The sequence below is a fragment of the Kluyvera genomosp. 2 genome, from assembly GCF_036759865.1.
Lineage (GTDB): Bacteria > Pseudomonadota > Gammaproteobacteria > Enterobacterales > Enterobacteriaceae > Kluyvera > Kluyvera ascorbata_B.
The window spans coordinates 123,786-145,621 of the sequence record NZ_JAPKIA010000002.1; the positions used below are offsets into that span (position 1 = coordinate 123,786).

Below are 21,836 nucleotides of genomic sequence, written 5' to 3' on the forward strand. Positions count from 1 at the left end.
AGAGCCGGATCTGTAGCTACCGGAGCATCACCACCATAAAACCTGTTTATTCCCTGCAACGTCATCTCGACGTGTGGCATGTGGGAGCATCGGCAAAAAATGCGCTTCACTGTAAGGTTATGAGAAGTGCGATCCGTCGCTGCCTGGTGTAGGCTTTGCGTTCATTGTTGGACTATCGCGGTAAGAACTTGAAACCACCGCCGACGATTGGCTAAACTCTCATTTCACCGAGTAACCATTCGTGACAAGTGTCAAAGTAGTGAACTATGGTAGAACGCCTCAGCATGTTAGTAAGCACTACTGCGTAACATGCTGGCAGAGCAGCATTTTAGAATGCTTGCTCCACAAGGGGAGATTCTGGAGCGGGCGAAGGGAATCGAAGCATCGAAGACAATCACTCACTAACCATTTGTTTCATAAAGAATCATGAATCCTTTTGGTTACAGTAATGGTTACACATTGAGTGATCTCTGGTCAAGGCTGAATGAACGTAATGTTCCCCTCGGAGGAATAGAACCAAGCTGAGAAGTGCTGTAATGTCCTAATGTTTAAACATCAAGAGATGGTAGCCCCCACTGCTCAGGGAACAACTTTGAGAGGGCTACAGGGGGAAGTCGTTAAACTTTATATATTAGATACCTGCGGAGATTTTTGTGAGGAATTTTAAGCACAAGAACCATCTGCTAGTGCCACCAGCCCCCACCGACCGCAAAGTGAAGACCAGTTAGCACCAGAGCAATGGCGATTGCGGCAGTAAAGAGAACGCCACAAACCGACGATAATCTATTGAAGACAATACGGTACACGATGCCCAGCAAGAACAAAGCCCCGGAGGCCCACCAAAAGGCACTCACTGCCCTAGCAAGCGCCCGATATGTTGACCACTGTACCCCACCATAGATGTAACCAGCCATACAACCAGCAGCCAGTAATAGTAAAGCCATCCCGATAAATGACCCGATACCTTTCAACATGTTGATATTCCTTTAAATAACCATAAAAACGGAGTCTAAAGGATAGCCCGGATGCGGGCATACTGATGATCGTTTGTCTCGATCGGTAAACTGAAATTGATCGCTAGTATCTATCAATCACTTTAGAGTATCTGGCAGACCAAGTGGACGCAGAGGACGAACACATACAACTCCTGTAAGTTCATGGGGTCCTCCGTATGTTCACTCAGGGTTTATAGCTACTCTACGGCAGTAAAACGAATAACATGGACCAACGGGAAAGAGGCGTCTGTCTCAACGTCGAATGCTCCAGTTTTCACCTTAACGGAACCGGTAGCCAACACATCGACCACGCTGATTAACTCAAGGTCATACCCAGCGGTATTGCTATTACGAGTCACTTTTACATCCACGGTCTTAGCGCCTTTAGTTGACCTGAAAGAGATAGAAGCGAACCGCTTAGGCAGGAGATAGACACCTGTATCATCACCCGCATAGCCGCATACTGTGCAGCCCAGCAGGTCGCTAATATCTTCATGGCCTGCGCGTTGAGCGGCTCGGTCCAAAACTGCCTCTAGTTTCTCAGGGACCAATACAGCGTAATCGCTCAGTGTATTACCTAACTCAACCGGAAGATTCAGCGCTAAGATGTCCAGAAGGTCCTCAGCTTGATCAGACGGTTTACCACCTAGCGGGACTGCTTCGATGACTTGTAGGTCTGGCGTATCTTTCAGGACATCGACAACAGCGGCAAACATCTGGCGGCAGTATTGAACCTGCATATCACCTACCGTCTGGATTAATGCCCCTTCGGTCCAACCGCCCATCATATCGAAGTCAGATACATGAGTAGCAGCAGAGCACAGAATGCCTGTCTTATTGGTCTCAGGGTTCAACACTGGGGTGACAGTTACACTTGCCCCGGTGATGGCTGTAGTAGACGGAGCATCCTTAGCTGGGTTAAACGCACCATTATGCTTAAAGCGGACGGTACGATTCTGGAGAGCCTGACGGCGGATAGGCGTAGGGTCAGTACCGTATGGGCGAAACTCACAGGGGAAGACATGCTCCATTACAGCAGTGCGGAAATCACCATCATTGAAGGTCTCGTCCAAAGAGTCCTCCAGCGCCTGAACGTAATCATGTGAGTCATTCCCGAAGGCCATCGGACGACCTGAGCGGTCCGTGAAGCCTACGTTGAGAACCTGGGCGTCTTGACCGTTGGTCATCTGAACATAGTCAGTGCGTGAGGTGTCAGTACCCCATACCGACCCCCTAATGATTTGACCGTCTTTGTCTCGCTGGGGCTGACGTAAAGAGGCCAGTGATGACGCTTTGTTAATTTGATTTGTAATAGCCATGGTAAATATCTCCTTAGTATATGAATGCGTTACGTAAAAAGTAGCTGGTGACGGCCCTTGGTCTTATCTCAGAATCCAAGCAGCGTCACCGAAAGTGATCAGTTAGTACCCGAAAGCGGCCCCTTTATTGCCGAAGCGTTTAATCAGGTCTTCGTCACGTGCTCTACGCTCAGCGGCAGCTTTAGCAATCTCTGCTGGCGTTGCATGAATAGCAGCCATACGCTCTTGATGTTCCTCAGCCTCTTTACGTCGACGCTCAGCTTCTTGGCGCTCCTGTACATTACTTTCAGCCCACCAACGGGAATACTTTCCGTAATCAGAGGCATTAAGACCAATGGCATGAATATCGTTAAGAATACGATTTGATTTAGCCATGTCAGACCCGGTGGAATTGAGCATGGTTGTAACGACAATCTCAGTGAAATACTTTGTAGATAGCTCCTGACCGAATACCAACACGGTCTCTTTATCAGCACTCAGAGTGATATTTAATTTACGATATGAAATAGGCATAATATTTATCTCCTTTTGAAGTCTGAATTGATTGAACTTATCGGTCGACCACAGGGCGTAATAATCCCTACGGTGTCTCCCCGCATTTCGGTCAGTTCAAAAGGTTATTTGAGGTAGTGTTAATTAATGATGGCGATGATGAAAGTCTTTAGGGGATAATCCAGCAGCTACCGCCATGAGACATAAGGCGGCCTTTGAATAGACAGGACGCTCACCCAGAGGTGGTAGACCCAGAGCGGACACAATGGAAGCTGTATTGATTGTCATCAGTCGCAACGCCTTACGGCCCTCTATTGTCTGAGAGTCAATTTTGACGTGGTCGATAGCTATCATATATTCACCACTCTGGCGTACCAGACGCTACTACGGGGAATCATGGATAGACCTTGGGGTTTCGTCAGGTTACCGCTAAGCACAGCCCTGTAGATACGCTCAGGCTTTCTACCGTCAACACGTTTACCTATCTTGTTAAGAGTTTGCATCGCTTCTCGATAGTCGTCCTTATGGCGTTCCAATAGTTCAGCTTCAGCATGATAACCAAGTTCGACCATCTTATTAGCGACTGCCTCAGCAACTTCCGGCATCTCAAGAATAGCCTCAAAGGCTGCGTAGACCATATCCTCAAAATCTTCGGAGACCCATCCGGCATACTTTAGGGTAGCCTGTTTGTCTGCATAGGTTATGCTTTCAATACCAATCTTCTCGACGTGCATTTTTTGCATGTCGGTGAGTCTCTTAGTCACTTTACCGCGCCACTGAGAAGGTAACTTATTGTTAGGCAAGCTGAGGACCTTCCATATTTCGGTAAGATTCCACATACCTGACTCATTGGCCTTGAAGCTGTGACTTTCAATAGTGATAATATGGCCTGCATGTTTATGTCGATTACTCATTGCTTGATTACCTCATTTTAAATATGCACCCTAAGCCGCACCCTACTGACCTACTCAAAGTCCCCAAGCAATAGGGAGACCAGCAGGACAAAGGATGCACATTTAGAATGTCTTTGAGATTGATAGGGTTGTGTCTTGCGGAGACACTGTTAGTTATTAAGGAGTTAATAATGACAAGATTAATGAAGAGACGACTCTAAGTACTCTTAAAGTTAGTCTTTAAGACTCTTATTATTATCTTGTGTAAACAAGTAATATAACTTTAAGGTCTTTAAGTAATACTTTAAGTTTAGCCCCTGTAGACCAGAGACCATAATTAATATGATTTCTATTATTGGCTATTCACTTATCGACTGACCCAGAGCACACACCAAGCACTCACTTTAAGTGAACGCTTGGTGTCTGTAATTGGTCATCCCGCCCCTGAAAGGATGCGATAAGTTACGGTTAGAGCTACCTTGAAGTAGCAGTTGTCATAGAGGGAAAACTTTTTGTCTTCTCTCTCCTTATAGTGAGTCGTTATTAATTCTGTTGACTTCACAATAAGTGTATGAATGAGAGTTAAGGCATGAGTACGAGCTAATCGTCGATTCCTCAGAGGCCTTCTCTCTCTCTACAGTGAGTCGTTAACCCTAAGCGCTCTTTTTGTCCCGATTTTCGATGCCCTGCCGTGGTCCCTCAGGCATACTCTGGAACATCGCCTCGATTTCTTTTGGTCTTGTGATTCGGTCATCGACAATGATATTCAACAGCTTAAAGAGGCCATGCGTTAACTGTGGGTCATCATCAAGGTTAATCTCTCCGGGATGGACCGCCTGATTCCCTACGATACGACAGATGTCTGCTGCTTGTTGAATGCGATGAGGTAATCCTTTCTCAACTAGTGACTTAATGTCAGCGTTAATGTTGCTCCCCGGCTCACCTAAATGGACCATCAGTTTCTGAAGACACAGGCGGAGAAGTGCAGCGGCCCCTTTTGGAGATAGGTTGACGATGCTTCTGGCTTCCATGTAGTCAAGCAAACAGTCGTTAGGCATGTCTGGGTTAGGCATATCAACATTACCTGAAGCTGGAACCATCAAAGTCTGCTGATGCCAATATGCCAATTTATTACAATGTCGACATAGTGATGCTTCCATCACTGTTTCCTCAGTCTCACGCGCGTAATCATACGGCTTATATATCAGAGGATAAAAATCCTGATGAGCAAAAACACCACAATATGGACAATTAAACTCAGATTTTCCAAATGTTGCTGGATAATATTCAGCCATTTAATCCTGTCTCCTTGTAGACATCCATAAGCACACTTTTTAACCTATTCACCTCAACCTCTTTAGCGTAACGGTCGTAAGTTATAGACCCAGAGCTATGACCCATAATAGCCTGAGCATACGCTAATTCGACACCTTGTTGTTTTAACTGGGTCGCAACTGTATGCCTGAACGAATGGAAAGCCAGCCCGTCACGCTCAGCAAGAACCTTAGGTAACAGCGTACGGTTAAACCATTTACTCACCTGCTCACCGTAACCGTTCTTCATCAAGCGCAAACCATCAAAGACCATAGCGTCATCACCAGCAACGCCTCTACGGGTCTCTACAAGTGCCACAAAGTCAGCCAATGCGAAACCATAGGCCCCATCAACCAGAGGAACACAGCGATCACTGTGGGCGTTCTTGATGCTCTTACCCAGCAGGCTGCTATCGTCTTCATTGATATGGATATAGACAGCCCCAGCCTCAGTGGCCCTAACGTCTTTAACCTGAAGCTGAGCCACCTCGTTAAGCCTTGCCCCAGTGATGGCAGCCAAAGCGGTAACGTAGTAGTGATAAGGTTTACCTGAAGCCTTCTGAGAGTATGACTTAGCGGCGACCAGTAGTTGCCCTACCTGCTCCGTAGAAAAGGCGTTACGGGCCTCAGAGGCTTTACGCTGGGGAACCTTTAGCTCCAGCCCCTCAGTCATATTCTTTTTAATCAGGTCATTACGGACAGCCCACTTAAAGACAGCCGCCATTTTGATGAGATACTTATTGTTGATGGTAACGACATCCAGACAATCAGTCTTATCATCACGGCTTAGCAGGTCAGCCAATGAGGCATCCTTGAAGCGCTGCTTACGGTTCTTAGGTAACTGCTGGAGCACATCACGAACTCTGAGCATGTCTGCTCTACTGGCTTCAGCATTGAGACCCAGATGGTCGAATATTTCGATTAACGCAGCGTGTGACGCTTTGTTTTCCCTTAAGGTGGCGGGCTTCCAGTTCTGAGCGTTCTCCGCTTCGTATTGCTCAAAGAGGCACGCTACGGTGACGCTAGGCGTGACTTCTGGTTTTACTTCTGGAGCACTAACAGATAAGGACACAGAGGCTTGGTCATCTTGCCGATCAATATCATCAAAACGATCGACGTAATCTATCAGAGGCCGACTGTCTCCCGCATCGATACGCTTCATACAGGCCTTAAGCACTCCCAAAGCCTCGTGAATGTAACGATGCTGGTCAATGCTAAGGGGTTCACAGGCTAGTGCATCAACAAGGTTCCCACCAAGTTCTGAATAAAGCCCGCTATATGTTTCCCTCATGTCAGGCTCGAAGAGGTCAGAGCGGCCCGTCGATAGTTCCCACTCAGCGATGTCCTTAAGGTGGCCCCTCATCTCCTCATAGGTAGCGTTGGGTCTGTCTGCGTGTATTGCCTTGAGTGCTGCCTTGATGTGCCTTGAGTGAGCCATAGCGGTACGTCTATCCTTGGTCCGTAATGATACTGAGGTCATTCTATCATTGTTTGATTGTCTGACCCGAAGACGGAAGTAGTAGACGCCGTTACGCTGGTAGAGATAGGAGACGGCTGGAAGTTTGTGACTGCTGGATAGCTGAATCATATGTCTGTATGCCCTGAAAGGGTTACACAGTGGGTTACAGTAAGTAACTCTGCAAGGAGGCTTTAAGCCATATCCCAAGGGATTCAGTAGGTTAGAATACTTTAAGAAGTGTCATGGAGCGGGCGAAGGGAATCGAACCCTCGTATAGAGCTTGGGAAGCTCTCGTTCTACCATTGAACTACGCCCGCAAAGGTGTGCGAGGAGCATTATAAACGTTACTCCTCGTCTGGCAAGCTATCATGTTGCTAAGTGACGATAAAATAACCGCTTAGCACTTCGGCGGGCTGCCCTGTGGCGGCAAATAGCGTAGCGGATCGATAGCCGTCGCCCGGTAGCGAATCTGGAAATGCAGCCGCACCGAGTCCGCATCCGAACTGCCCATCGTGGCAATTTGCTGCCCTATCTTCACGCTCTGACCGTTATTCACCAGCAGCTTATCGTTGTGTGCGTAGGCGGTGATGTAATCCTCGTTATGCTTGATCATCACCAGGTTGCCGTAGCCGCGCAGCTGATTGCCAACGTACACGACCTTCCCGGCTCCGGCAGCATAGACCGGCTGACCGCGGCTGCCGGCGATATCAATACCTTTGTTTCCGCCTTCCGAAGTGGTATAGGTCATCACGACCTTACCGCTAGCAGGCCAGCGCCAGCAGCGTTGCCCCACCGGCGGCCATGAAGACTGGGGCACTGCGGAGGAGGGAACCACTTTCGCCGTTTTGCTGGCGGTCGATTTTTTCGCCGAGGAAGCCGCGCCGCTCACCTTCAGCTTTTGCCCGACTTCAATGGTGTACGGCGGAGAAATACCGTTCATTCGCGCCAAATCTCGCACGCTGGTGCCCGTCATACGCGAAATACGCGACAGCGTATCGCCGCGCTTTACGGTATAAACCGAACCGCTGTAGCTGCCTTCTGACGAGTTTCCGGCGCAGCCGGACAGCGCCAGGCCGATAGCCAGGCACATTGACAGTCGTAATGGGGAAGAGATTTGGCTTCCTGCTCGCAAAACGTATCCTCAGGTCATCAACGATCGGGACACCTATGATAGCAGGCTCACGCAGGATGCCAAACCATCAGGAAAGTGAATGATTGCCAAATGGGAAACCTTCCGCCACCAGCTCCATGACCTGTGGGCACCAGTTGGCTGCGGGTATTTTTACCATGGCCGGATAAAAAATCTGCGGCGCAGGGAAGACGTCTACCACGTAGCATTCATGCAGCTTCTCTGCACACACCTCGGACGACGGCAGCAGCGTCGCCGCCGCCAGCCCCGACTCCAGCCAGTCGATAATCACCCCCGGCTGGGTGATGTGCATAATCACCTTCGGGTTCACGCCCGCTTTGCGGAACAGGTCGATCAGCATCTCGTAAGTGCCAGAGTCTTTCGCGCGGTGCAGCAGTACCAACGGCAGCTCGCCCAGTGCATTGTAGTCAAACGGGTTAGCCGGCGCTTGCGGCAGGCATTTTTTGTTGATCACGGCCACCAGCTTCACCGGATCAAACGACACATAGTCGAAGCCTTCGCTGCGATAGGGGCGCTGGATAAATGCCAGATCGATCGCGCCCTCATTAAGCAACATCTCCAGGTGGCTGGAATCGGTGACGGAGATATTCACCTCGATTTCGGGGTAGCGCTGATACAGCGCCAGCAGCAGCGGTTTGAAATAGGACTGAAACAGATGGCTCATCCCAAAACGAAACTGCAGGCGATCTTTCTGAGCGATCTCCATGGTTTCACGGGCCGTATCTTCGACCTGCCGCAGAATCTCACAGGCCTTACGGTAAAGGAAAAAACCCGCTTCCGTTGGCTCTATGCGGTTGCCGTGGCGCAAAAACAGCGGCGTTTGCAGCTCGTCTTCCAGCTCCTGAATACGTTTGCTCAGCGGCGGCTGAGCCATGTTCAGAACCTTTGCCGCCTGGCTTATTGATCCCTGTTCTACCACCCGACAGAAATAGCGTAACCGTTTTAAATCCATATCGCCCCCGCGCCTGAAATGACTTGCCCTAGTGTACGCACGATGCCGCGCCGGGTGTAGCCACATCTTTTTGATCTACCGAGACCAGGCTAAACGGTATTTGCCCCTTCCCGGTGTAGGGAATAGGGTGATCGCAGCAATTCTTACCGATGATAAACAGGAATACACCGTGAAAAATAACACGACCGTACGCGATCTGCGCTCCGCGCTCGCGCTACTAAAAACGCTGCCTGGTGAATACGTTGAAACCGACACCGAGGTTGATCCACACGCTGAACTGTCCGGCGTTTACCGTTACGTTGGGGCCGGCGGCACCTGCCAGCGCCCGACGCGTAAAAACGGCCCGGTAATGATGTTCAACAAAATTAAGGGATTCGATGATATCAGCGTCGCAATTGGTATCAACGGTTCTCGTAAACGCGTCAGCCACTTCCTGAACTGCCCGCCGGAAAAACTGGGCCACCTGCTGAAAGACTCCGTCCAGAGCCCGATTCCACCGGTGCTGACCACGCAGAAAGCGGTCGCTCAGGAAGTGGTTCACCTGGCCACCGATGCCGATTTCGACCTGCGCAAACTGCTGCCTGCACCGACCAACACCGAAGAAGATGCCGGTCCTTACATCACCATGGGCCTGTGCTACGCGTCCAATCCGGAAACGCACGAATCCGATATTACCATTCACCGCCTGTGCGTACAGAGCCGCGATGAGCTCTCCATGTGGCTGACCCCGGGCCGCCACATTGACGCATTCCGCATGAAGGCCGAAGAACTTGGTCAACCGTTGCCTATTTCAATTAGCATCGGCGTTGATCCGGCAATTGAAATTGCCGCCTGCTTTGAACCACCAACCACGCCGCTGGGTTTTGATGAGCTGAGCATTGCCGGTTCCCTGCGCGGCCAGGCCGTTGAAATGGTGAAATGCCTGACCATCAATGAAAAAGCCATCGCGCATGCCGAAATCATCATTGAAGGTGAGCTGCTGCCTGACGTCCGCGTCCGCGAAGACCAGAACACCAATACCGGCCGCGCGATGCCGGAATTCCCTGGCTATACCGGCGAATCAAAAGATGCGCTGCCGGTGATTAAAGTCAAGGCGGTCACCCATCGCCACAGCCCAATCTGGCGCACTACCGTAGGTCCAGGTGAGGAACACGTCAACATGGCGGGTATCCCAACGGAAGCCAGCATTCTGGATATGGTGGGCCGTGCAATGCCGGGCAAATTGCTGAACGTCTTTGCCCACTCTGCGGGCGGCGGCAAACTGCTGGCGGTGATGCAGTTCAAAAAATTCTCACCGGCTGATGAAGGCCGCCAGCGCCAGGCCGCGCTGCTGGCATTCTCCGCCTTCCCGGAACTGAAACACGTGATTCTGGTGGATGAGGACGTGGATATTTTCGATAGCGACGATGTGCTGTGGGCAATGCAGACCCGCTACCAGGGCGATGTCGATACCATTACTATCCCTGGCGTACGCTGCCACCCGCTGGACCCGTCTCAGGTACCGGAATACAGCCCAAGTATTCTGCAGCAGGGCATGTCCTGCAAAACGATTTTCGACTGCACCGTACCGTTCCACCTGAAACATCACTTTGAACGTTCTAAATTCAAAGAAGTTGACGTGAAACGCTTCCTGCCGGACTTCGAGTAAGAGGAACAGACAATGACACCACGCATCATCATCGGCATTAGCGGCGCTTCCGGTTTTCAGTATGGAGTGAAGGCGCTGGAACTGCTTCAGCCCCTTCCGCTGGAGGTTCATCTGGTCGTCTCTAAAGGCGCGGAAAAAACCTGCGAGCTGGAAACGGACTACCGTCTGGACGAGGTGATGGCGATGGCTGACGTCGTGCACCCAATTGGCAATCTGGGGGCGGCTATCTCCAGCGGCTCCTTCAAAACGCTGGGCATGCTGGTCGCGCCCTGCTCCATGCGCACACTGGGCGCGATAGCGCATTGTCTGACCGATAACCTGCTGACACGCGCGGCCGACGTGGTGCTCAAAGAGCGCCGCCGTCTGGTACTGCTGGCACGTGAAACACCGTTAAACCTCGGCCATATTCGCAATATGGCCGCCGTGACGGAAATGGGCGGGATTATCTTCCCGCCGGTTCCGGCTCTCTATCAACGTCCGCAAACTGCGGACGACATTATTACGCATAGCGTCAACCGCGCGCTCGACCTGTTCGACATCGACGTGGATAACATCCCGCGCTGGGGCGAAGGTTCGCTGCGCCACGACGGCTAGAGCGACAAAGGAAATCCTCACCATGTTAATCGGTCCTTATGTAAACGGGTCCGCCGTGATTATCGGCGGGCTGATTGGTGCCCTTGCCGGCGGTAAGCTGCCGGATCGGGTCAAAACGGCGCTGCCGATGACCTTCGGTCTGTGCTCCGTAGGCCTGGGTATTACGCTGGTCCTGAAAGTGAAATACATGCCGGCGGTTGTGCTGGCCATGATCGTCGGCGCCCTCCTGGGCGAACTGATGCATCTGGAGAGCGGCATTGGTAAAGCCGCGGGGTCAACCCGAGGGCTTATCAATAAAGTCTTTCCCCCGGTTCAGGGCCTCAGCCATGAAGAGTTCACTGAGAAATTCGTCGCGATTCTGGTGCTGTTCTGCGCCAGCGGCACCGGCGTATTCGGGGCGATGACGGAGGGGATGAGCGGCGATCCGTCGATTCTGTACATCAAGACCATTCTCGATCTATTCACCGCCGGGATTTTTGCCACCCTGCTCGGCTTTGCGGTCATCACCATTGCGATTCCGCAGTTGATTATCCAGCTGGCGCTGGCGATGCTGGCGGTGTTCCTGATGCCAATGATTACGCCGTCGATGATGGCCGATTTTTCCTGCGCAGGCGGGCTGCTGATGGTTGCAACGGGGCTGCGTATTTGTAACATCAAGCTCTTCCCGGTTGCCAACATGTTACCAGGGCTTGTTTTGGTAATGCCTTTTTCCCATTTATGGGCTACGCTGGTTGCCTGAGTATATGACCCGGTGGGTTTATGCCGGGTCATCTTTTATTTTCAGGAGTTGTCATGGCAGGCGAACACGTCATTTTGCTCGATGAGCACGATAAACCTTCCGGTATTCTGGAGAAGTACGCCGCTCACACCCTTTCCACTCCGCTGCACCTTGCCTTCTCCTGCTGGTTATTCAACGAACGCGGCCAACTGCTGGTCACCCGCCGCTCTTTAAGCAAAGTCGCCTGGCCCGGCGTATGGACCAACTCGGTATGTGGCCATCCGCAGCAGGGCGAGACCTTTGAGCAGGCGATTATTCGCCGCTGCCGCTTTGAGGTGGGCGTTGACATTGCCGATATCACTGCTGTTGCTACCGAGTTTCGCTATCGCGCCGTCGCACCCAATGGCATCGTGGAAAACGAGGTGTGTCCGGTGTTCGCGGCGCGCGTCACCAGCCCCGTTCAGGCAAACCATGACGAAGTTATCGAATATCAGTGGGGCGAACTCGACGCTATTTTTGAAGCGCTGAAGCTGACGCCATGGGCCTTTAGCCCATGGATGGTGATGGAAGCGGCCGATGACAACGCGCGTCAGGCGCTTATTGCCTTCGCAGGCCGCTGAGTCGTTTCACAACCGTAGGCCGGACAACGCCATCCGGAAATCTGAGATGGTTCGCCTGATGGCGGCTTTGCCTTATCAGGCCTACGCAATACCGTTCATTTCGTTTCGCGCAGACATAAAAAAACCCGGCCAGGCCGGGTTTTTGCTTTTCGCTATTGCGATTATTTCACCGGACGCATCGCCGGGAACAGGATAACGTCGCGGATGGTGTGGCTGTTAGTAAACAGCATGACCATACGGTCGATACCAATACCTAAGCCCGCGGTCGGCGGCAGACCATGTTCCAGCGCGGTAACGTAGTCTTCGTCGTAGAACATCGCTTCGTCATCGCCCGCTTCTTTGGCGTTAACCTGATCCTGGAAGCGCTGCGCCTGGTCTTCGGCATCGTTCAGCTCGCTGAAACCGTTACCGATTTCGCGGCCGCCGATAAAGAATTCGAAGCGGTCGGTGATTTCCGGGTTCACGTCGTTACGGCGCGCCAGCGGAGAAACCTCTGCCGGATACTCGGTGATGAAGGTCGGCTGAATCAGATGCGCTTCTGCCACTTCTTCGAAGATCTCGGTCACGATGCGGCCCAGACCCCAGCTCTTCTCAACGTGAACGCCGATGCTTTCAGCAATCGCCTTCGCAGAGTCGAAGTTATCAAGGTCAGCCATGTCAGTTTCCGGACGGTATTTCTTGATCGCTTCGCGCATGGTCAGTTTTTCAAACGGCTTGCCGAAGTCGAAGGTCTGATCGCCGTAAGGCACTTCAGTATGGCCCAGAATATCCTGCGCCAGGGTGCGGAACAGCGATTCGGTCAGTTCGATCAGATCTTTGTAGTCCGCATACGCCATGTAGAGTTCCATCATAGTGAACTCAGGGTTATGACGAACGGAGATACCTTCGTTACGGAAGTTACGGTTGATTTCGAACACGCGTTCGAAGCCGCCAACCACCAGACGTTTCAGATACAGTTCCGGCGCAATACGCAGGTACATATCCAGATCCAGCGCATTGTGGTGGGTGATGAACGGACGGGCTGATGCGCCGCCAGGGATCACCTGCATCATTGGGGTTTCAACTTCCATAAAGCCGCGGCCAACCATGAACTGGCGAATACCGGCCAGGATACGGGAACGGACTTTAAAGGTATGGCGGGATTCATCGTTAGAGATGAGATCCAGGTAACGCTGACGATAGCGCGCTTCCTGATCCTGCAGACCGTGGAATTTGTCCGGCAGCGGGCGCAGCGCTTTGGTCAGCAGACGCAGCTCGGTGCAGTGAATAGACAGCTCGCCGGTTTTGGTTTTGAACAGCTTACCTTTAGCGCCCAGAATGTCGCCAAGGTCCCATTTTTTAAACTGTTCGTTGTACACGCCTTCCGGCAGATCGTCACGCGCAACGTACAGCTGAATGCGACCGCCGACGTCTTGCAGCGTAACAAAGGAGGCTTTACCCATAATACGGCGAGTCATCATACGACCCGCAACGGAGACTTCGATATTCAGCGCTTCGAGCTCTTCGCCTTCCTTACCATCGAATTCAGCGTGCAGTTGGTCAGAGGTACGGTCGCGACGGAAATCGTTCGGGAACGGGATGCCCTGCTGACGCAGTGCAGCCAGCTTCTCGCGGCGTGCCTTCATTTCGTTGTTAAGATCGACTACCTCGTCAGCGCCTTGTGCGTTTTGTTCAGACATGTTGGTTCCTCATAACCCTGCTTTCAAACTTGCTTCGATAAATTGATCCAGACTTCCGTCCAGTACCGCCTGCGTATTGCGGGTTTCAACCCCGGTGCGCAGGTCTTTAATGCGGGAATCGTCCAGGACATAAGAACGAATCTGGCTACCCCAGCCGATATCAGATTTGGTGTCTTCCATCGCCTGTTTTTCTGCGTTCTTTTTCTGCATTTCCAGTTCATAAAGCTTTGCTTTCATCTGCTTCATGGCCTGGTCTTTGTTTTTATGCTGGGAACGGTCGTTCTGGCACTGCGTCACAATCCCGGTCGGGATGTGGGTAATACGCACCGCAGATTCAGTACGGTTAACGTGCTGACCGCCCGCGCCGGAGGCACGGTAAACGTCGATACGCAGATCCGCCGGGTTGATGTCGATATCGATATCGTCATCCACTTCCGGGTAAACAAACGCGGAGCTAAAAGAGGTGTGGCGACGGCCGCCGGAATCGAACGGGCTCTTACGCACCAGACGGTGAACGCCGGTTTCGGTACGCAGCCAGCCGTAGGCGTAATCGCCGGAGATTTTAATGGTCACGGATTTAATCCCGGCCACTTCACCTTCGGACTCTTCGATAATTTCAGTTTTAAAGCCGCGCGCTTCTGCCCAACGCAGATACATGCGCTCAAGCATGCTTGCCCAGTCCTGCGCTTCAGTACCGCCGGAACCGGCCTGGATATCAAGGTAGCAATCGGCGTTGTCGTACTCGCCGGAGAACATACGACGGAATTCCAGCTGTGCCAGCTTATCTTCCAGCGTATCCAGCTCGGCAACGGCTTCGTTGAAGGTCTCTTCGTCGTCGGCTTCTACAGCCAGTTCCAGCAGGCCGGAAACGTCTTCCAGACCCTGCGTCATTTGATCGAGGGTATCGACAATCGCTTCAAGGGAGGAACGCTCTTTACCCAGCGCCTGCGCGCGTTCGGGTTCGTTCCAGACATCCGGCTGTTCCAGCTCGGCGTTTACTTCTTCCAGACGCTCTTTCTTAGCATCATAGTCAAAGATACCCCCTAAGAACGTTGGCACGCTCCGTGAGGTCCTGAATGCGATTATTTACCGGGTTTATTTCAAACATGGTCTATTTTCTTTTAATGGACGAGAAAAATGCGGTTATAAGAGCGGAATCTTAGCGGATTCCGGCCCTTAATTACAGTATAAGAGATGCTAAATTGGCCACAGATGTTCGATGATCAGCTGTAAGCTGCGGTTGCCACGAAACTCGTTGATGTCCAGCCTGTAGGCCAGCGTCACTTCACGCACGCCGTTATCCGGCCAGGCGGCGGTGTCAACGTTAAAAGCAATACCGTCCAACAGCGGGCCGCCGCCGACCGGTTCAACCATTACCTTCAGGTGACGTTCACCCACCAGCCGCTGTTGCAGCAGGCGGAAACGGCCGTCAAACAGCGGTTCCGGGAACATTTGCCCCCATGGCCCAGCTTCGCGCAGCGCCTGCGCCGTCTCCAGCGTCATCTCTTGCGGGCTGAGTTCTCCGTCAGAAAGAATCTCGCCTTGCAGCAGCGCCGGATCCAGCCATTCGGTTACCAGCTCGCCAAAGCAGCGCTGAAACTCTTCAAATCGCGCTTCTTCCAGCGAGAGCCCGGCCGCCATCGCGTGACCGCCAAACTTCAGCATCAGCCCCGGGTATAGCGTATCCAGACGCTCCAGCGCATCGCGCATGTGCAGCCCCTGAATGGAACGCCCGGAGCCCTTAAGCTGGCCGTTGCCAGCCGGTGCAAAGGCGATCACCGGGCGGTGGAAACGTTCTTTAATGCGCGAGGCCAGAATACCCACAACCCCCTGATGCCACTCGGGATGATACATCGCCAGCCCGCCCGGCAACTCGGCGCGGCTGCGCTCAAGCTGCTCGCACAGGGTCAGCGCTTCCGCCTGCATCCCCTGTTCAATCTCTTTACGAGTCTGGTTTAAGGCGTCCAGTTCGTTCGCCAGTACGCGCGCTTCACCGAGGTTATCGCACAGCAGCAGCGCGACCCCAACCGACATATCGTCGAGGCGCCCGGCGGCGTTCAAACGCGGCCCAAGCGCAAAGCCCAGATCGCTGGCCACCAGCTTGGCCGCGTCGCGGTTGGCTATCTCCAGCAGCGCCTTAATGCCCGGGCGACACACGCCCGCCCGAATGCGGCTCAGGCCCTGCCAGGTCAGAATACGGTTATTGACGTCCAGTGGCACCACGTCGGCCACGGTGCCCAGCGCCACCAGATCGAGAAACTCAACGATTTTCGGTACAGCAATACCGCGAGACTCAAACCACCCTTTCTCTTTCAGATGGTTGCACAGCACCAGCATCAGATAAAAAGCAACGCCTACGCCCGCCAGCGATTTAGACGGGAACGGGCAGTCCACCAGATTTGGGTTAACCATCGCATCGGCGTTGGGTAATGTTTCACCCGGCAGGTGATGATCGGTAACCAGCACGGAGATCCCCAGCTCATGGGCACGATCGACCCCCGCATGGGAAGAGATCCCGTTATCGACCGTCATGATCATTTGCGCGTCGCGCGCGTGGGCCTGATCGACCACTTCCGGGCTCAGACCGTAGCCGTCTTCAAAACGGTTCGGCACCAGATACTCGACGGCGCGACAGCCCATGGCGCGCAGCGACAGCACGCTCAGCGCGGTGCTGGTGGCGCCATCGGCATCGAAGTCGCCCACGACCATAATGCGCAGGTTGTTCTCAAACGCATCATGCAGCATTTCGACGGCCTTCTCGACGCCGGTGAGCGTACGCCAGTGCAGCATACCCTTCAGCCCGCGTTCGAGTTCGTCCGGCGATTTTACGCCACGGCTGGCGTACAGCCGACGCAGCAGCGGCGAAAGCGCGTCGGGCAACGTGATGGCATCATCCACCACCCGACGGCGAAGTTGAGTCTGTTTTTTCACGCGAATTATTTACCGCTGGTCTGTTTCTGATGTTCGTCGAGGAACGCTTTCATCTCTTTCGGACCCTGATAGCCCGGCACCATGAAGCCATCGCTCAGCACGATTGCCGGGGTACCGGTTACGCCAAACTGCACGCCCAGCGCATAGTGGTTGGCGAGGTCGATATCACAGCTTGCCGCCTGGACGCCTTTGCCGTTCATCGCGTCATCGAACGCTTTATTCCGGTCTTTGGCGCACCAGATAGATTTCATGTCCTGCTCGGCCTGGCTTTGCACACCCTGGCGCGGGAAGGCCAGATAGCGCACGGTGATCCCCAGCGCATTGTAGTCTTTCATCTCTTCATGCAGCTTGTGACAGTAGCCGCAGGTGATGTCGGTAAAGACCGTAATGACATGTTTTTGCTGCGGCGCTTTGTACACAATCATCTCTTTTTCCAGCGCCTTCAGGTGAGTCATCAGCAGGGCATTGGTCACGTTAACCGGCTGGGCGCCGCTGACGTCGTACATCGGCCCCTGGATAATATGTTTGCCGTCATCGGTGACGTACAGCACGCCACTGTTGGTCAGCACGGTTTTCATTCCTGCCACCGGCGCAGGCTGAATGTCGGTGCTCTGCACGCCAAGCTTCGCCAGCGACTGCTTGATAGCGGCATCGTCAGCGTGCGCCAGACCGGAGAACGCCGCGGCCAGCAGGGTAAACATCATTAAACCTTTTTTCATATCCAATCCTTTTAAATCAGCATCATGCACGCGGATGGTGCTGTTGATGAAGTTGACGCAGCCGCTCGGTGGCGACGTGCGTATAAATTTGAGTGGTCGATAAATCGCTGTGCCCTAATAGCATTTGCACCACGCGCAGGTCCGCGCCGTGGTTGAGCAGATGCGTGGCAAATGCATGGCGTAACACGTGCGGCGAGAGCTTTTCGCTGTCGATTCCCGCCAGTTGAGCATAGTGCTTAATACGGTGCCAGAACGTCTGTCGGGTCATCTGCTGGGCCCGCTGGCTGGGAAACAACACGTCAATCGCCACGCCGTTCAGCAGCCACGGGCGGCCATGCTCCAGCCATTGTTCAACCCAGTAAATCGCCTCTTCGCCCAGCGGTACCAGCCGTTCTTTATTGCCCTTACCAATAACCCGCACCACGCCCTGACGTAGGCTGATATCGCTCATCGTCAGGCCTACCAGCTCCGACACGCGTAGCCCGGTGGCATACAGTACCTCAAGCATAGCTTTATCGCGCAGCTCCAGCGGCTGATCGACCAGCGGTGCCTGTAGCAGGCGCTCGACCTGTGCTTCGCTCAGATCTTTTGGCAGCCGCTGGGGTAGCTTGGGCGAGGCCAGCAGCGCGCTGGGGTCGTCCGGGCGAATTTTCTCACGGTAGAGATGCTGGAAGAAACGACGCATCGCGCTTAGCAAACGCGCTGAACTGGTCGCTTTGTAGCCGCCCTGCTGCCGCTCGGCGAGAAGGTTTTGCAGATCGTCGCTTTGTGCATTCTCCAGCGTCAGGCTGCGGTGCGCTAGCCATTCTACAACCATCGTCAGATCACGACGGTAGGCGCTAAGGGTGTTTTCCGCCAGATTTCGCTCCAGCCACAGCGCATCGAGAAACTGTTCGATTCGTGCAAGATCCTTATCCACTTCGAGCCCTCTGCGTGTTAAATCAGCACCATTATGCCTGAAACAAGCCCCTTTCTGGTACACTGACGGCATCGTCATCGCAAGAATCGAGAGCAGTACGTCATGAATATCGGTCTTTTTTATGGTTCCAGCACCTGCTACACCGAGATGGCCGCGGAAAAAATTCGCGACATTATCGGCCCGGAACTGATCACATTACACAATTTGAAAGATGACTCTCCGGCCTTAATGGAGCAGTACGACGTGCTCATTTTAGGCATCCCAACGTGGGATTTCGGTGAGATTCAGGAAGACTGGGAAGCGGTCTGGGAGCAGCTTGATACGCTGAATCTGACAGGCAAAATCGTCGCGCTTTACGGCATGGGCGACCAGCTTGGCTACGGCGAGTGGTTCCTCGATGCGCTGGGCATGCTGCACGACAAGCTGGCCACGAAAGGAGTGAAGTTCGTGGGCTACTGGCCGACCGAAGGCTATGAGTTTACCAGCCCGAAACCGGTTATCGCCGACGGCCAGCTGTTCGTAGGCCTCGCGCTGGACGAAACGAACCAGTACGATCTTAGCGACGAACGCATTCAAAGCTGGTGCGAGCAGATACTCGGCGAAATGGCCGAGCAGTTCTCCTGAAGCTAGTCTTTGGTGGCCGCGGGCTGCTGCATAAGTATCCGCCGCAGGTCGCGCCACTCTTCCGGATTCATGCTGTCCGCCGCGAGCCATAAATGCTGACGCCGCCCGCCAGGACGGCGAATCCGCAACATCATGCCGGAATTCAGCATCCACGGAGCCCCCTGAATATCCCACTCCTGATTACGCCAGCGCAGCCGGGAATCCATCAGTAGCTTAATTTCCCCCTGGTGGGAATGAATGCGCCGCTGGCTGCGAACGCAGTCAAACACCACCAGCGACAGCAAAATAAGCCACAGAGGGGTATAGCTCAACGGCCAGGGCATCAGCAGCACAAAAGCCGCCACCAGGCCGTGGAGCAATAAAGAGAGCCACTGTGAGCGCCAGGAGACGCGTAAATCAGATTGCCACAGGACCACGTTCCCGATTCCGTGTCTGAATAAGTTGCACCATGCGCTGGAGGTTAGCGTCAGCCGGTTTGCCGTGATTCATCAGCCAGTTGAAGAGGTCAGGATCGTCGCATTCCAGCAGACGAATAAAGAGTGCTTTATCTTCGTCGCTCAGCGTGTCGTACTCGTGCTCAAAGAACGGCATGATGGAGATATCGAGTTCGCGCATACCGCGGCGGCATGCCCAGTGGATACGGGCTTTATTATTGATGTCCATAATTTCCTTCCAGCATTACGTTGAGTCTAGTTTAACGTGTTTTTTGCAGTTACTTTACTGGAATCTCACGTTCCGCGCGCCATATTCATAAAAAAACCATGATAAATGAAAGGGATTCATATTATTACGAGCGGCTTCGCAGAACGCGCGGACGGCACAAAACGGCCATTAAAAGCGCTTGCAATGGCGGGCATCTCTTTTACCATGAGGCAATAAGCGCGTTACTCAATTCAGGATATCAATATGGCTTTTACTCCTTTTCCTCCGCGTCAGCCTGCCGCCTCCGCGCGTTTACCGCTGACGTTAATGACGCTTGATGATTGGGCGCTGGCGACCATTTCCGGCACCGACAGCGAAAAGTACCTGCAAGGCCAGGTGACGGCGGACGTCGCGCAAATGGATGCGCATCAGCACCTGCTGGTCGCCCACTGCGACGCCAAAGGTAAAATGTGGAGCAACCTGCGCCTGTTCCATTATCAGGACGGTTTTGCCTGGATTGAGCGCCGCAGCGTACGTGAAGCGCAGCTGACTCAGCTGAAGAAATACGCCGTTTTCTCGAAGGTGACCATCGCCGCCGCTGACGATCGGGTGCTGCTGGGCGTCGCCGGTTTCCAGGCGCGCGCCGCGCTGGCCAATCTTTTTGCCGAACTGCCGAGCGCCGAAAAGCCGTGTCTCCAGCAAAATGAAACTGCCCTGCTGTGGTTTGATCACCCGCAGGAACGTTTCCTTCTGGTCACCGATGCCGCCACCGCTGAGCGCGTAACCGATGCCCTGCGCGGCGAAGCTCAGCTCAATAACAGCCAGCAGTGGCTGGCGCTGGACATCGAAGCTGGTCTGCCGGTTATTGATGAAGCCAACAGCGCGCAGTTTATTCCGCAGGCCACTAACCTGCAGGCGCTGGGCGGCATCAGCTTTAAGAAAGGCTGTTATACCGGGCAGGAAATGGTCGCTCGTGCGAAATTCCGCGGTGCCAATAAGCGCGCGCTGTGGACGCTAACAGGAAAAGCCAGCCGCGTACCGCAGGCCGGTGAAGATTTAGAAATGCAGATGGGCGACAACTGGCGTCGTACCGGTACCGTGTTGGCCGCCGCACAGCTTGAAGACGGCCAGTTGCTGGTGCAGGTAGTGATGAATAACGATATGGAAGCCGATAGCGTGTTCCGCGTGCGCGACGATGCGTTTACGCTGAGCATCAAACCGCTGCCGTATTCGTTAGACGAAGAGTAACACAGGAATATGTCATAGGCCTGATAAGCATAGCGCCATCAGGCCATTCGGCGCAGGTTGCCGGATGGCGGCGTTGCCTTATCCGGCCTACACGACCCCGCGCGTCCGGATATCCCGTAGGCCTGATAAGCGCAGCGCCATCAGGCCATTTGGCGCACATTGCCTATGCGTGTTGCCCCACATACAAATAAATCGCCAGGAAATGGCAGGCACTACCGCCCAGCACAAACGCGTGCCAGATGGCGTGGTTGTATGGAATGCGTTTGCAGACGTAGAAAATCACGCCCAGCGAGTACACCACCCCGCCTACCGCCAGCAGCGTGACGCCGCCAATCGCCAGCTTCACCGCCAACTGATACACCACAATCAGCGACAGCCAGCCCATCGTCAGGTAGGTCACCAAAGACAGCACCTTAAAGCGGTGCGCAATGGTCAGCTTAAACAGGATCCCCAGCAGCGCCAGGCTCCAGATAACAATCATCAAACCTCGCGCCAGCGGCGAGTCCAGGCCCACCAACAGGAACGGCGTATAGGTACCGGCAATCAGCAGATAAATGGCGCAGTGGTCAAATTTTTTGAGCCAGACTTTCGCCCGCTGCGAAGGAATGGCGTGATACAAGGTTGACGCCAGAAATAGCAGAATCATACTGCCGCCATACAGGCTATAGCTGGTTATCGCCGTGGCGCTGGCGTTGGCGTCAACCGCCTGAACCAACAGCAAAACCAGCCCGACGATCCCCAGGACCAGGCCGACACCATGACTAATGCTATTAGCAACTTCCTCAGCCAGAGAGTAACCATGCTGAATGAGTGGTTTCTTATCCATTACGCGCTCCGGGCGAACGACAAATCAAGCAACGGCACTAGCGTAACTGAGAATAGTTCCAGTGAACACCTGTAAGCTAAAATAAAAAGATGATT

General features: G+C 53.5%; 22 protein-coding genes and 1 tRNA gene. 6 read left to right on the forward strand and 17 right to left on the reverse strand.

Going from position 1 to position 21,836, the window contains the following annotated elements; all coding sequences use genetic code 11:
• Positions 1–683 precede the first annotated feature (683 nt).
• From V6942_RS02410 to V6942_RS02450, 9 genes are all read right to left on the reverse strand, one after another.
• The gene (locus tag V6942_RS02410) at positions 684–974 is read right to left on the reverse strand and encodes a hypothetical protein (RefSeq protein WP_016154338.1); all 291 of its coding nucleotides are present in this window, start codon (positions 972–974) and stop codon (positions 684–686) included.
• A 218-nt stretch (positions 975–1,192) separates the two neighbouring features.
• On the reverse strand, positions 1,193–2,314 hold the full coding sequence (locus V6942_RS02415) for a hypothetical protein (RefSeq protein WP_063940921.1): 1,122 nt from the start codon (positions 2,312–2,314) through the stop codon (positions 1,193–1,195).
• 102 nt (positions 2,315–2,416) lie between these two features.
• Positions 2,417–2,827, reverse strand: coding sequence for a DUF6971 family protein (locus V6942_RS02420; protein ID WP_063940920.1), 411 nt, complete (start codon positions 2,825–2,827; stop codon positions 2,417–2,419).
• A gap of 329 nt (positions 2,828–3,156) precedes the next feature.
• Positions 3,157–3,720 carry a hypothetical protein gene (locus V6942_RS02425; RefSeq protein ID WP_063940919.1) on the reverse strand — a complete coding sequence of 188 codons (564 nt, stop codon included), beginning with the start codon at positions 3,718–3,720 and terminating at the stop codon, positions 3,157–3,159.
• A 632-nt stretch (positions 3,721–4,352) separates the two neighbouring features.
• Positions 4,353–4,994: a DUF4145 domain-containing protein gene (locus tag V6942_RS02430; RefSeq protein WP_333500778.1), complete on the reverse strand. Its 642-nt coding sequence runs from the start codon at positions 4,992–4,994 to the stop codon at positions 4,353–4,355.
• Positions 4,987–6,600: a site-specific integrase gene (locus V6942_RS02435; protein ID WP_074170590.1), complete on the reverse strand. Its 1,614-nt coding sequence runs from the start codon at positions 6,598–6,600 to the stop codon at positions 4,987–4,989. The genes V6942_RS02430 and V6942_RS02435 overlap by 8 nt, the downstream gene beginning before the upstream one ends.
• 114 nt (positions 6,601–6,714) lie before the next feature.
• Positions 6,715–6,788: transfer RNA gene (locus V6942_RS02440), tRNA-Gly, on the reverse strand.
• An 80-nt stretch (positions 6,789–6,868) separates the two neighbouring features.
• Entirely contained in the window at positions 6,869–7,561 is a 693-nt protein-coding gene (gene actS / locus V6942_RS02445) for an amidase activator ActS (protein ID WP_106925806.1), read from the reverse strand.
• 109 nt (positions 7,562–7,670) lie between these two features.
• Positions 7,671–8,573, reverse strand: coding sequence for a LysR family transcriptional regulator (locus V6942_RS02450; protein ID WP_106925804.1), 903 nt, complete (start codon positions 8,571–8,573; stop codon positions 7,671–7,673).
• A 169-nt stretch (positions 8,574–8,742) separates the two neighbouring features.
• Between V6942_RS02450 and V6942_RS02455 the strand changes: the two genes are divergently transcribed.
• The 4 genes from V6942_RS02455 to idi are packed head-to-tail and all read left to right on the forward strand — an operon-like array spanning position 8,743 to position 12,153.
• Entirely contained in the window at positions 8,743–10,221 is a 1,479-nt protein-coding gene (locus V6942_RS02455; RefSeq protein ID WP_333500779.1) for a UbiD family decarboxylase, read from the forward strand.
• 12 nt (positions 10,222–10,233) lie between these two features.
• Entirely contained in the window at positions 10,234–10,815 is a 582-nt protein-coding gene (locus tag V6942_RS02460; protein WP_106925802.1) for a UbiX family flavin prenyltransferase, read from the forward strand.
• 22 nt (positions 10,816–10,837) lie between these two features.
• The gene (locus tag V6942_RS02465) at positions 10,838–11,554 is read left to right on the forward strand and encodes a DUF554 domain-containing protein (protein WP_106925800.1); all 717 of its coding nucleotides are present in this window, start codon (positions 10,838–10,840) and stop codon (positions 11,552–11,554) included.
• Between the two features lie 53 nt (positions 11,555–11,607).
• The gene (gene idi, locus V6942_RS02470; protein ID WP_106925798.1) at positions 11,608–12,153 is read left to right on the forward strand and encodes an isopentenyl-diphosphate Delta-isomerase; all 546 of its coding nucleotides are present in this window, start codon (positions 11,608–11,610) and stop codon (positions 12,151–12,153) included.
• Positions 12,154–12,314: 161 nt separating this feature from the next.
• Here idi and lysS read toward each other — a convergent pair whose 3' ends face one another.
• From lysS to xerD, 5 genes are all read right to left on the reverse strand, one after another.
• Complete coding sequence (gene lysS / locus V6942_RS02475) at positions 12,315–13,832, reverse strand: lysine--tRNA ligase (protein WP_182930058.1); 1,518 nt, start codon at positions 13,830–13,832, stop codon at positions 12,315–12,317.
• A 9-nt stretch (positions 13,833–13,841) separates the two neighbouring features.
• Positions 13,842–14,940, reverse strand: a protein-coding gene (gene prfB, locus V6942_RS02480; protein WP_106925794.1) for a peptide chain release factor 2 whose coding sequence is annotated in 2 segments (ribosomal slippage) — positions 13,842–14,864 and positions 14,866–14,940 — 1,098 coding nt in all. Because the reading frame shifts where the segments join, the coding sequence is not laid out codon by codon here.
• Between the two features lie 89 nt (positions 14,941–15,029).
• Positions 15,030–16,763, reverse strand: a complete 1,734-nt coding sequence (recJ, locus tag V6942_RS02485) for a single-stranded-DNA-specific exonuclease RecJ (protein WP_333500780.1) — start codon at positions 16,761–16,763, stop codon at positions 15,030–15,032.
• 5 nt (positions 16,764–16,768) lie between these two features.
• Positions 16,769–17,482: a bifunctional protein-disulfide isomerase/oxidoreductase DsbC gene (gene dsbC / locus V6942_RS02490; RefSeq protein WP_106925789.1), complete on the reverse strand. Its 714-nt coding sequence runs from the start codon at positions 17,480–17,482 to the stop codon at positions 16,769–16,771.
• Between the two features lie 22 nt (positions 17,483–17,504).
• Positions 17,505–18,401 (reverse strand): site-specific tyrosine recombinase XerD, encoded by an 897-nt coding sequence (xerD, locus tag V6942_RS02495; protein ID WP_106925787.1) that lies wholly within the window; start codon positions 18,399–18,401, stop codon positions 17,505–17,507.
• A 102-nt stretch (positions 18,402–18,503) separates the two neighbouring features.
• On the opposite strand from xerD, the gene fldB reads away from it, so the two are divergent.
• Positions 18,504–19,025, forward strand: coding sequence for a flavodoxin FldB (gene fldB / locus V6942_RS02500; RefSeq protein ID WP_333500781.1), 522 nt, complete (start codon positions 18,504–18,506; stop codon positions 19,023–19,025).
• A 2-nt stretch (positions 19,026–19,027) separates the two neighbouring features.
• Here fldB and V6942_RS02505 read toward each other — a convergent pair whose 3' ends face one another.
• Positions 19,028–19,441 carry a protein YgfX gene (locus tag V6942_RS02505; RefSeq protein ID WP_106925783.1) on the reverse strand — a complete coding sequence of 138 codons (414 nt, stop codon included), beginning with the start codon at positions 19,439–19,441 and terminating at the stop codon, positions 19,028–19,030.
• Positions 19,422–19,688: an FAD assembly factor SdhE gene (sdhE, locus tag V6942_RS02510; protein WP_106925781.1), complete on the reverse strand. Its 267-nt coding sequence runs from the start codon at positions 19,686–19,688 to the stop codon at positions 19,422–19,424. Before sdhE ends, V6942_RS02505 begins: the two co-directional genes overlap by 20 nt.
• Positions 19,689–19,931: 243 nt before the next feature.
• Here sdhE and ygfZ point away from each other — a divergent pair, with 243 nt between their 5' ends.
• On the forward strand, positions 19,932–20,915 hold the full coding sequence (gene ygfZ / locus V6942_RS02515; RefSeq protein ID WP_106925779.1) for a tRNA-modifying protein YgfZ: 984 nt from the start codon (positions 19,932–19,934) through the stop codon (positions 20,913–20,915).
• Between the two features lie 163 nt (positions 20,916–21,078).
• On the opposite strand, the gene trhA is transcribed toward ygfZ, so the two are convergent.
• Entirely contained in the window at positions 21,079–21,741 is a 663-nt protein-coding gene (gene trhA / locus V6942_RS02520) for a PAQR family membrane homeostasis protein TrhA (protein WP_333500782.1), read from the reverse strand.
• Between the last annotated feature and the right edge of the window lie 95 nt (positions 21,742–21,836).

Excerpts from the sequence above, each read along its gene's own strand:
- sdhE (WP_106925781.1), bottom strand. The coding sequence starts at position 19,688 with ATGGACATCAATAATAAAGCCCGTATCCACTGGGCATGCCGCCGCGGT.
- ygfZ (WP_106925779.1), top strand. The coding sequence starts at position 19,932 with ATGGCTTTTACTCCTTTTCCTCCGCGTCAGCCTGCCGCCTCCGCGCGT.
- V6942_RS02435 (WP_074170590.1), bottom strand. The coding sequence starts at position 6,600 with ATGATTCAGCTATCCAGCAGTCACAAACTTCCAGCCGTCTCCTATCTC.
- V6942_RS02415 (WP_063940921.1), bottom strand. The coding sequence starts at position 2,314 with ATGGCTATTACAAATCAAATTAACAAAGCGTCATCACTGGCCTCTTTA.
- trhA (WP_333500782.1), bottom strand. The coding sequence starts at position 21,741 with ATGGATAAGAAACCACTCATTCAGCATGGTTACTCTCTGGCTGAGGAA.
- V6942_RS02465 (WP_106925800.1), top strand. The coding sequence starts at position 10,838 with ATGTTAATCGGTCCTTATGTAAACGGGTCCGCCGTGATTATCGGCGGG.
- V6942_RS02450 (WP_106925804.1), bottom strand. The coding sequence starts at position 8,573 with ATGGATTTAAAACGGTTACGCTATTTCTGTCGGGTGGTAGAACAGGGA.
- actS (WP_106925806.1), bottom strand. The coding sequence starts at position 7,561 with ATGTGCCTGGCTATCGGCCTGGCGCTGTCCGGCTGCGCCGGAAACTCG.
- fldB (WP_333500781.1), top strand. The coding sequence starts at position 18,504 with ATGAATATCGGTCTTTTTTATGGTTCCAGCACCTGCTACACCGAGATG.
- idi (WP_106925798.1), top strand. The coding sequence starts at position 11,608 with ATGGCAGGCGAACACGTCATTTTGCTCGATGAGCACGATAAACCTTCC.
- V6942_RS02425 (WP_063940919.1), bottom strand. The coding sequence starts at position 3,720 with ATGAGTAATCGACATAAACATGCAGGCCATATTATCACTATTGAAAGT.
- V6942_RS02460 (WP_106925802.1), top strand. The coding sequence starts at position 10,234 with ATGACACCACGCATCATCATCGGCATTAGCGGCGCTTCCGGTTTTCAG.
- V6942_RS02420 (WP_063940920.1), bottom strand. The coding sequence starts at position 2,827 with ATGCCTATTTCATATCGTAAATTAAATATCACTCTGAGTGCTGATAAA.
- V6942_RS02410 (WP_016154338.1), bottom strand. The coding sequence starts at position 974 with ATGTTGAAAGGTATCGGGTCATTTATCGGGATGGCTTTACTATTACTG.
- V6942_RS02430 (WP_333500778.1), bottom strand. The coding sequence starts at position 4,994 with ATGGCTGAATATTATCCAGCAACATTTGGAAAATCTGAGTTTAATTGT.
- lysS (WP_182930058.1), bottom strand. The coding sequence starts at position 13,832 with ATGTCTGAACAAAACGCACAAGGCGCTGACGAGGTAGTCGATCTTAAC.
- dsbC (WP_106925789.1), bottom strand. The coding sequence starts at position 17,482 with ATGAAAAAAGGTTTAATGATGTTTACCCTGCTGGCCGCGGCGTTCTCC.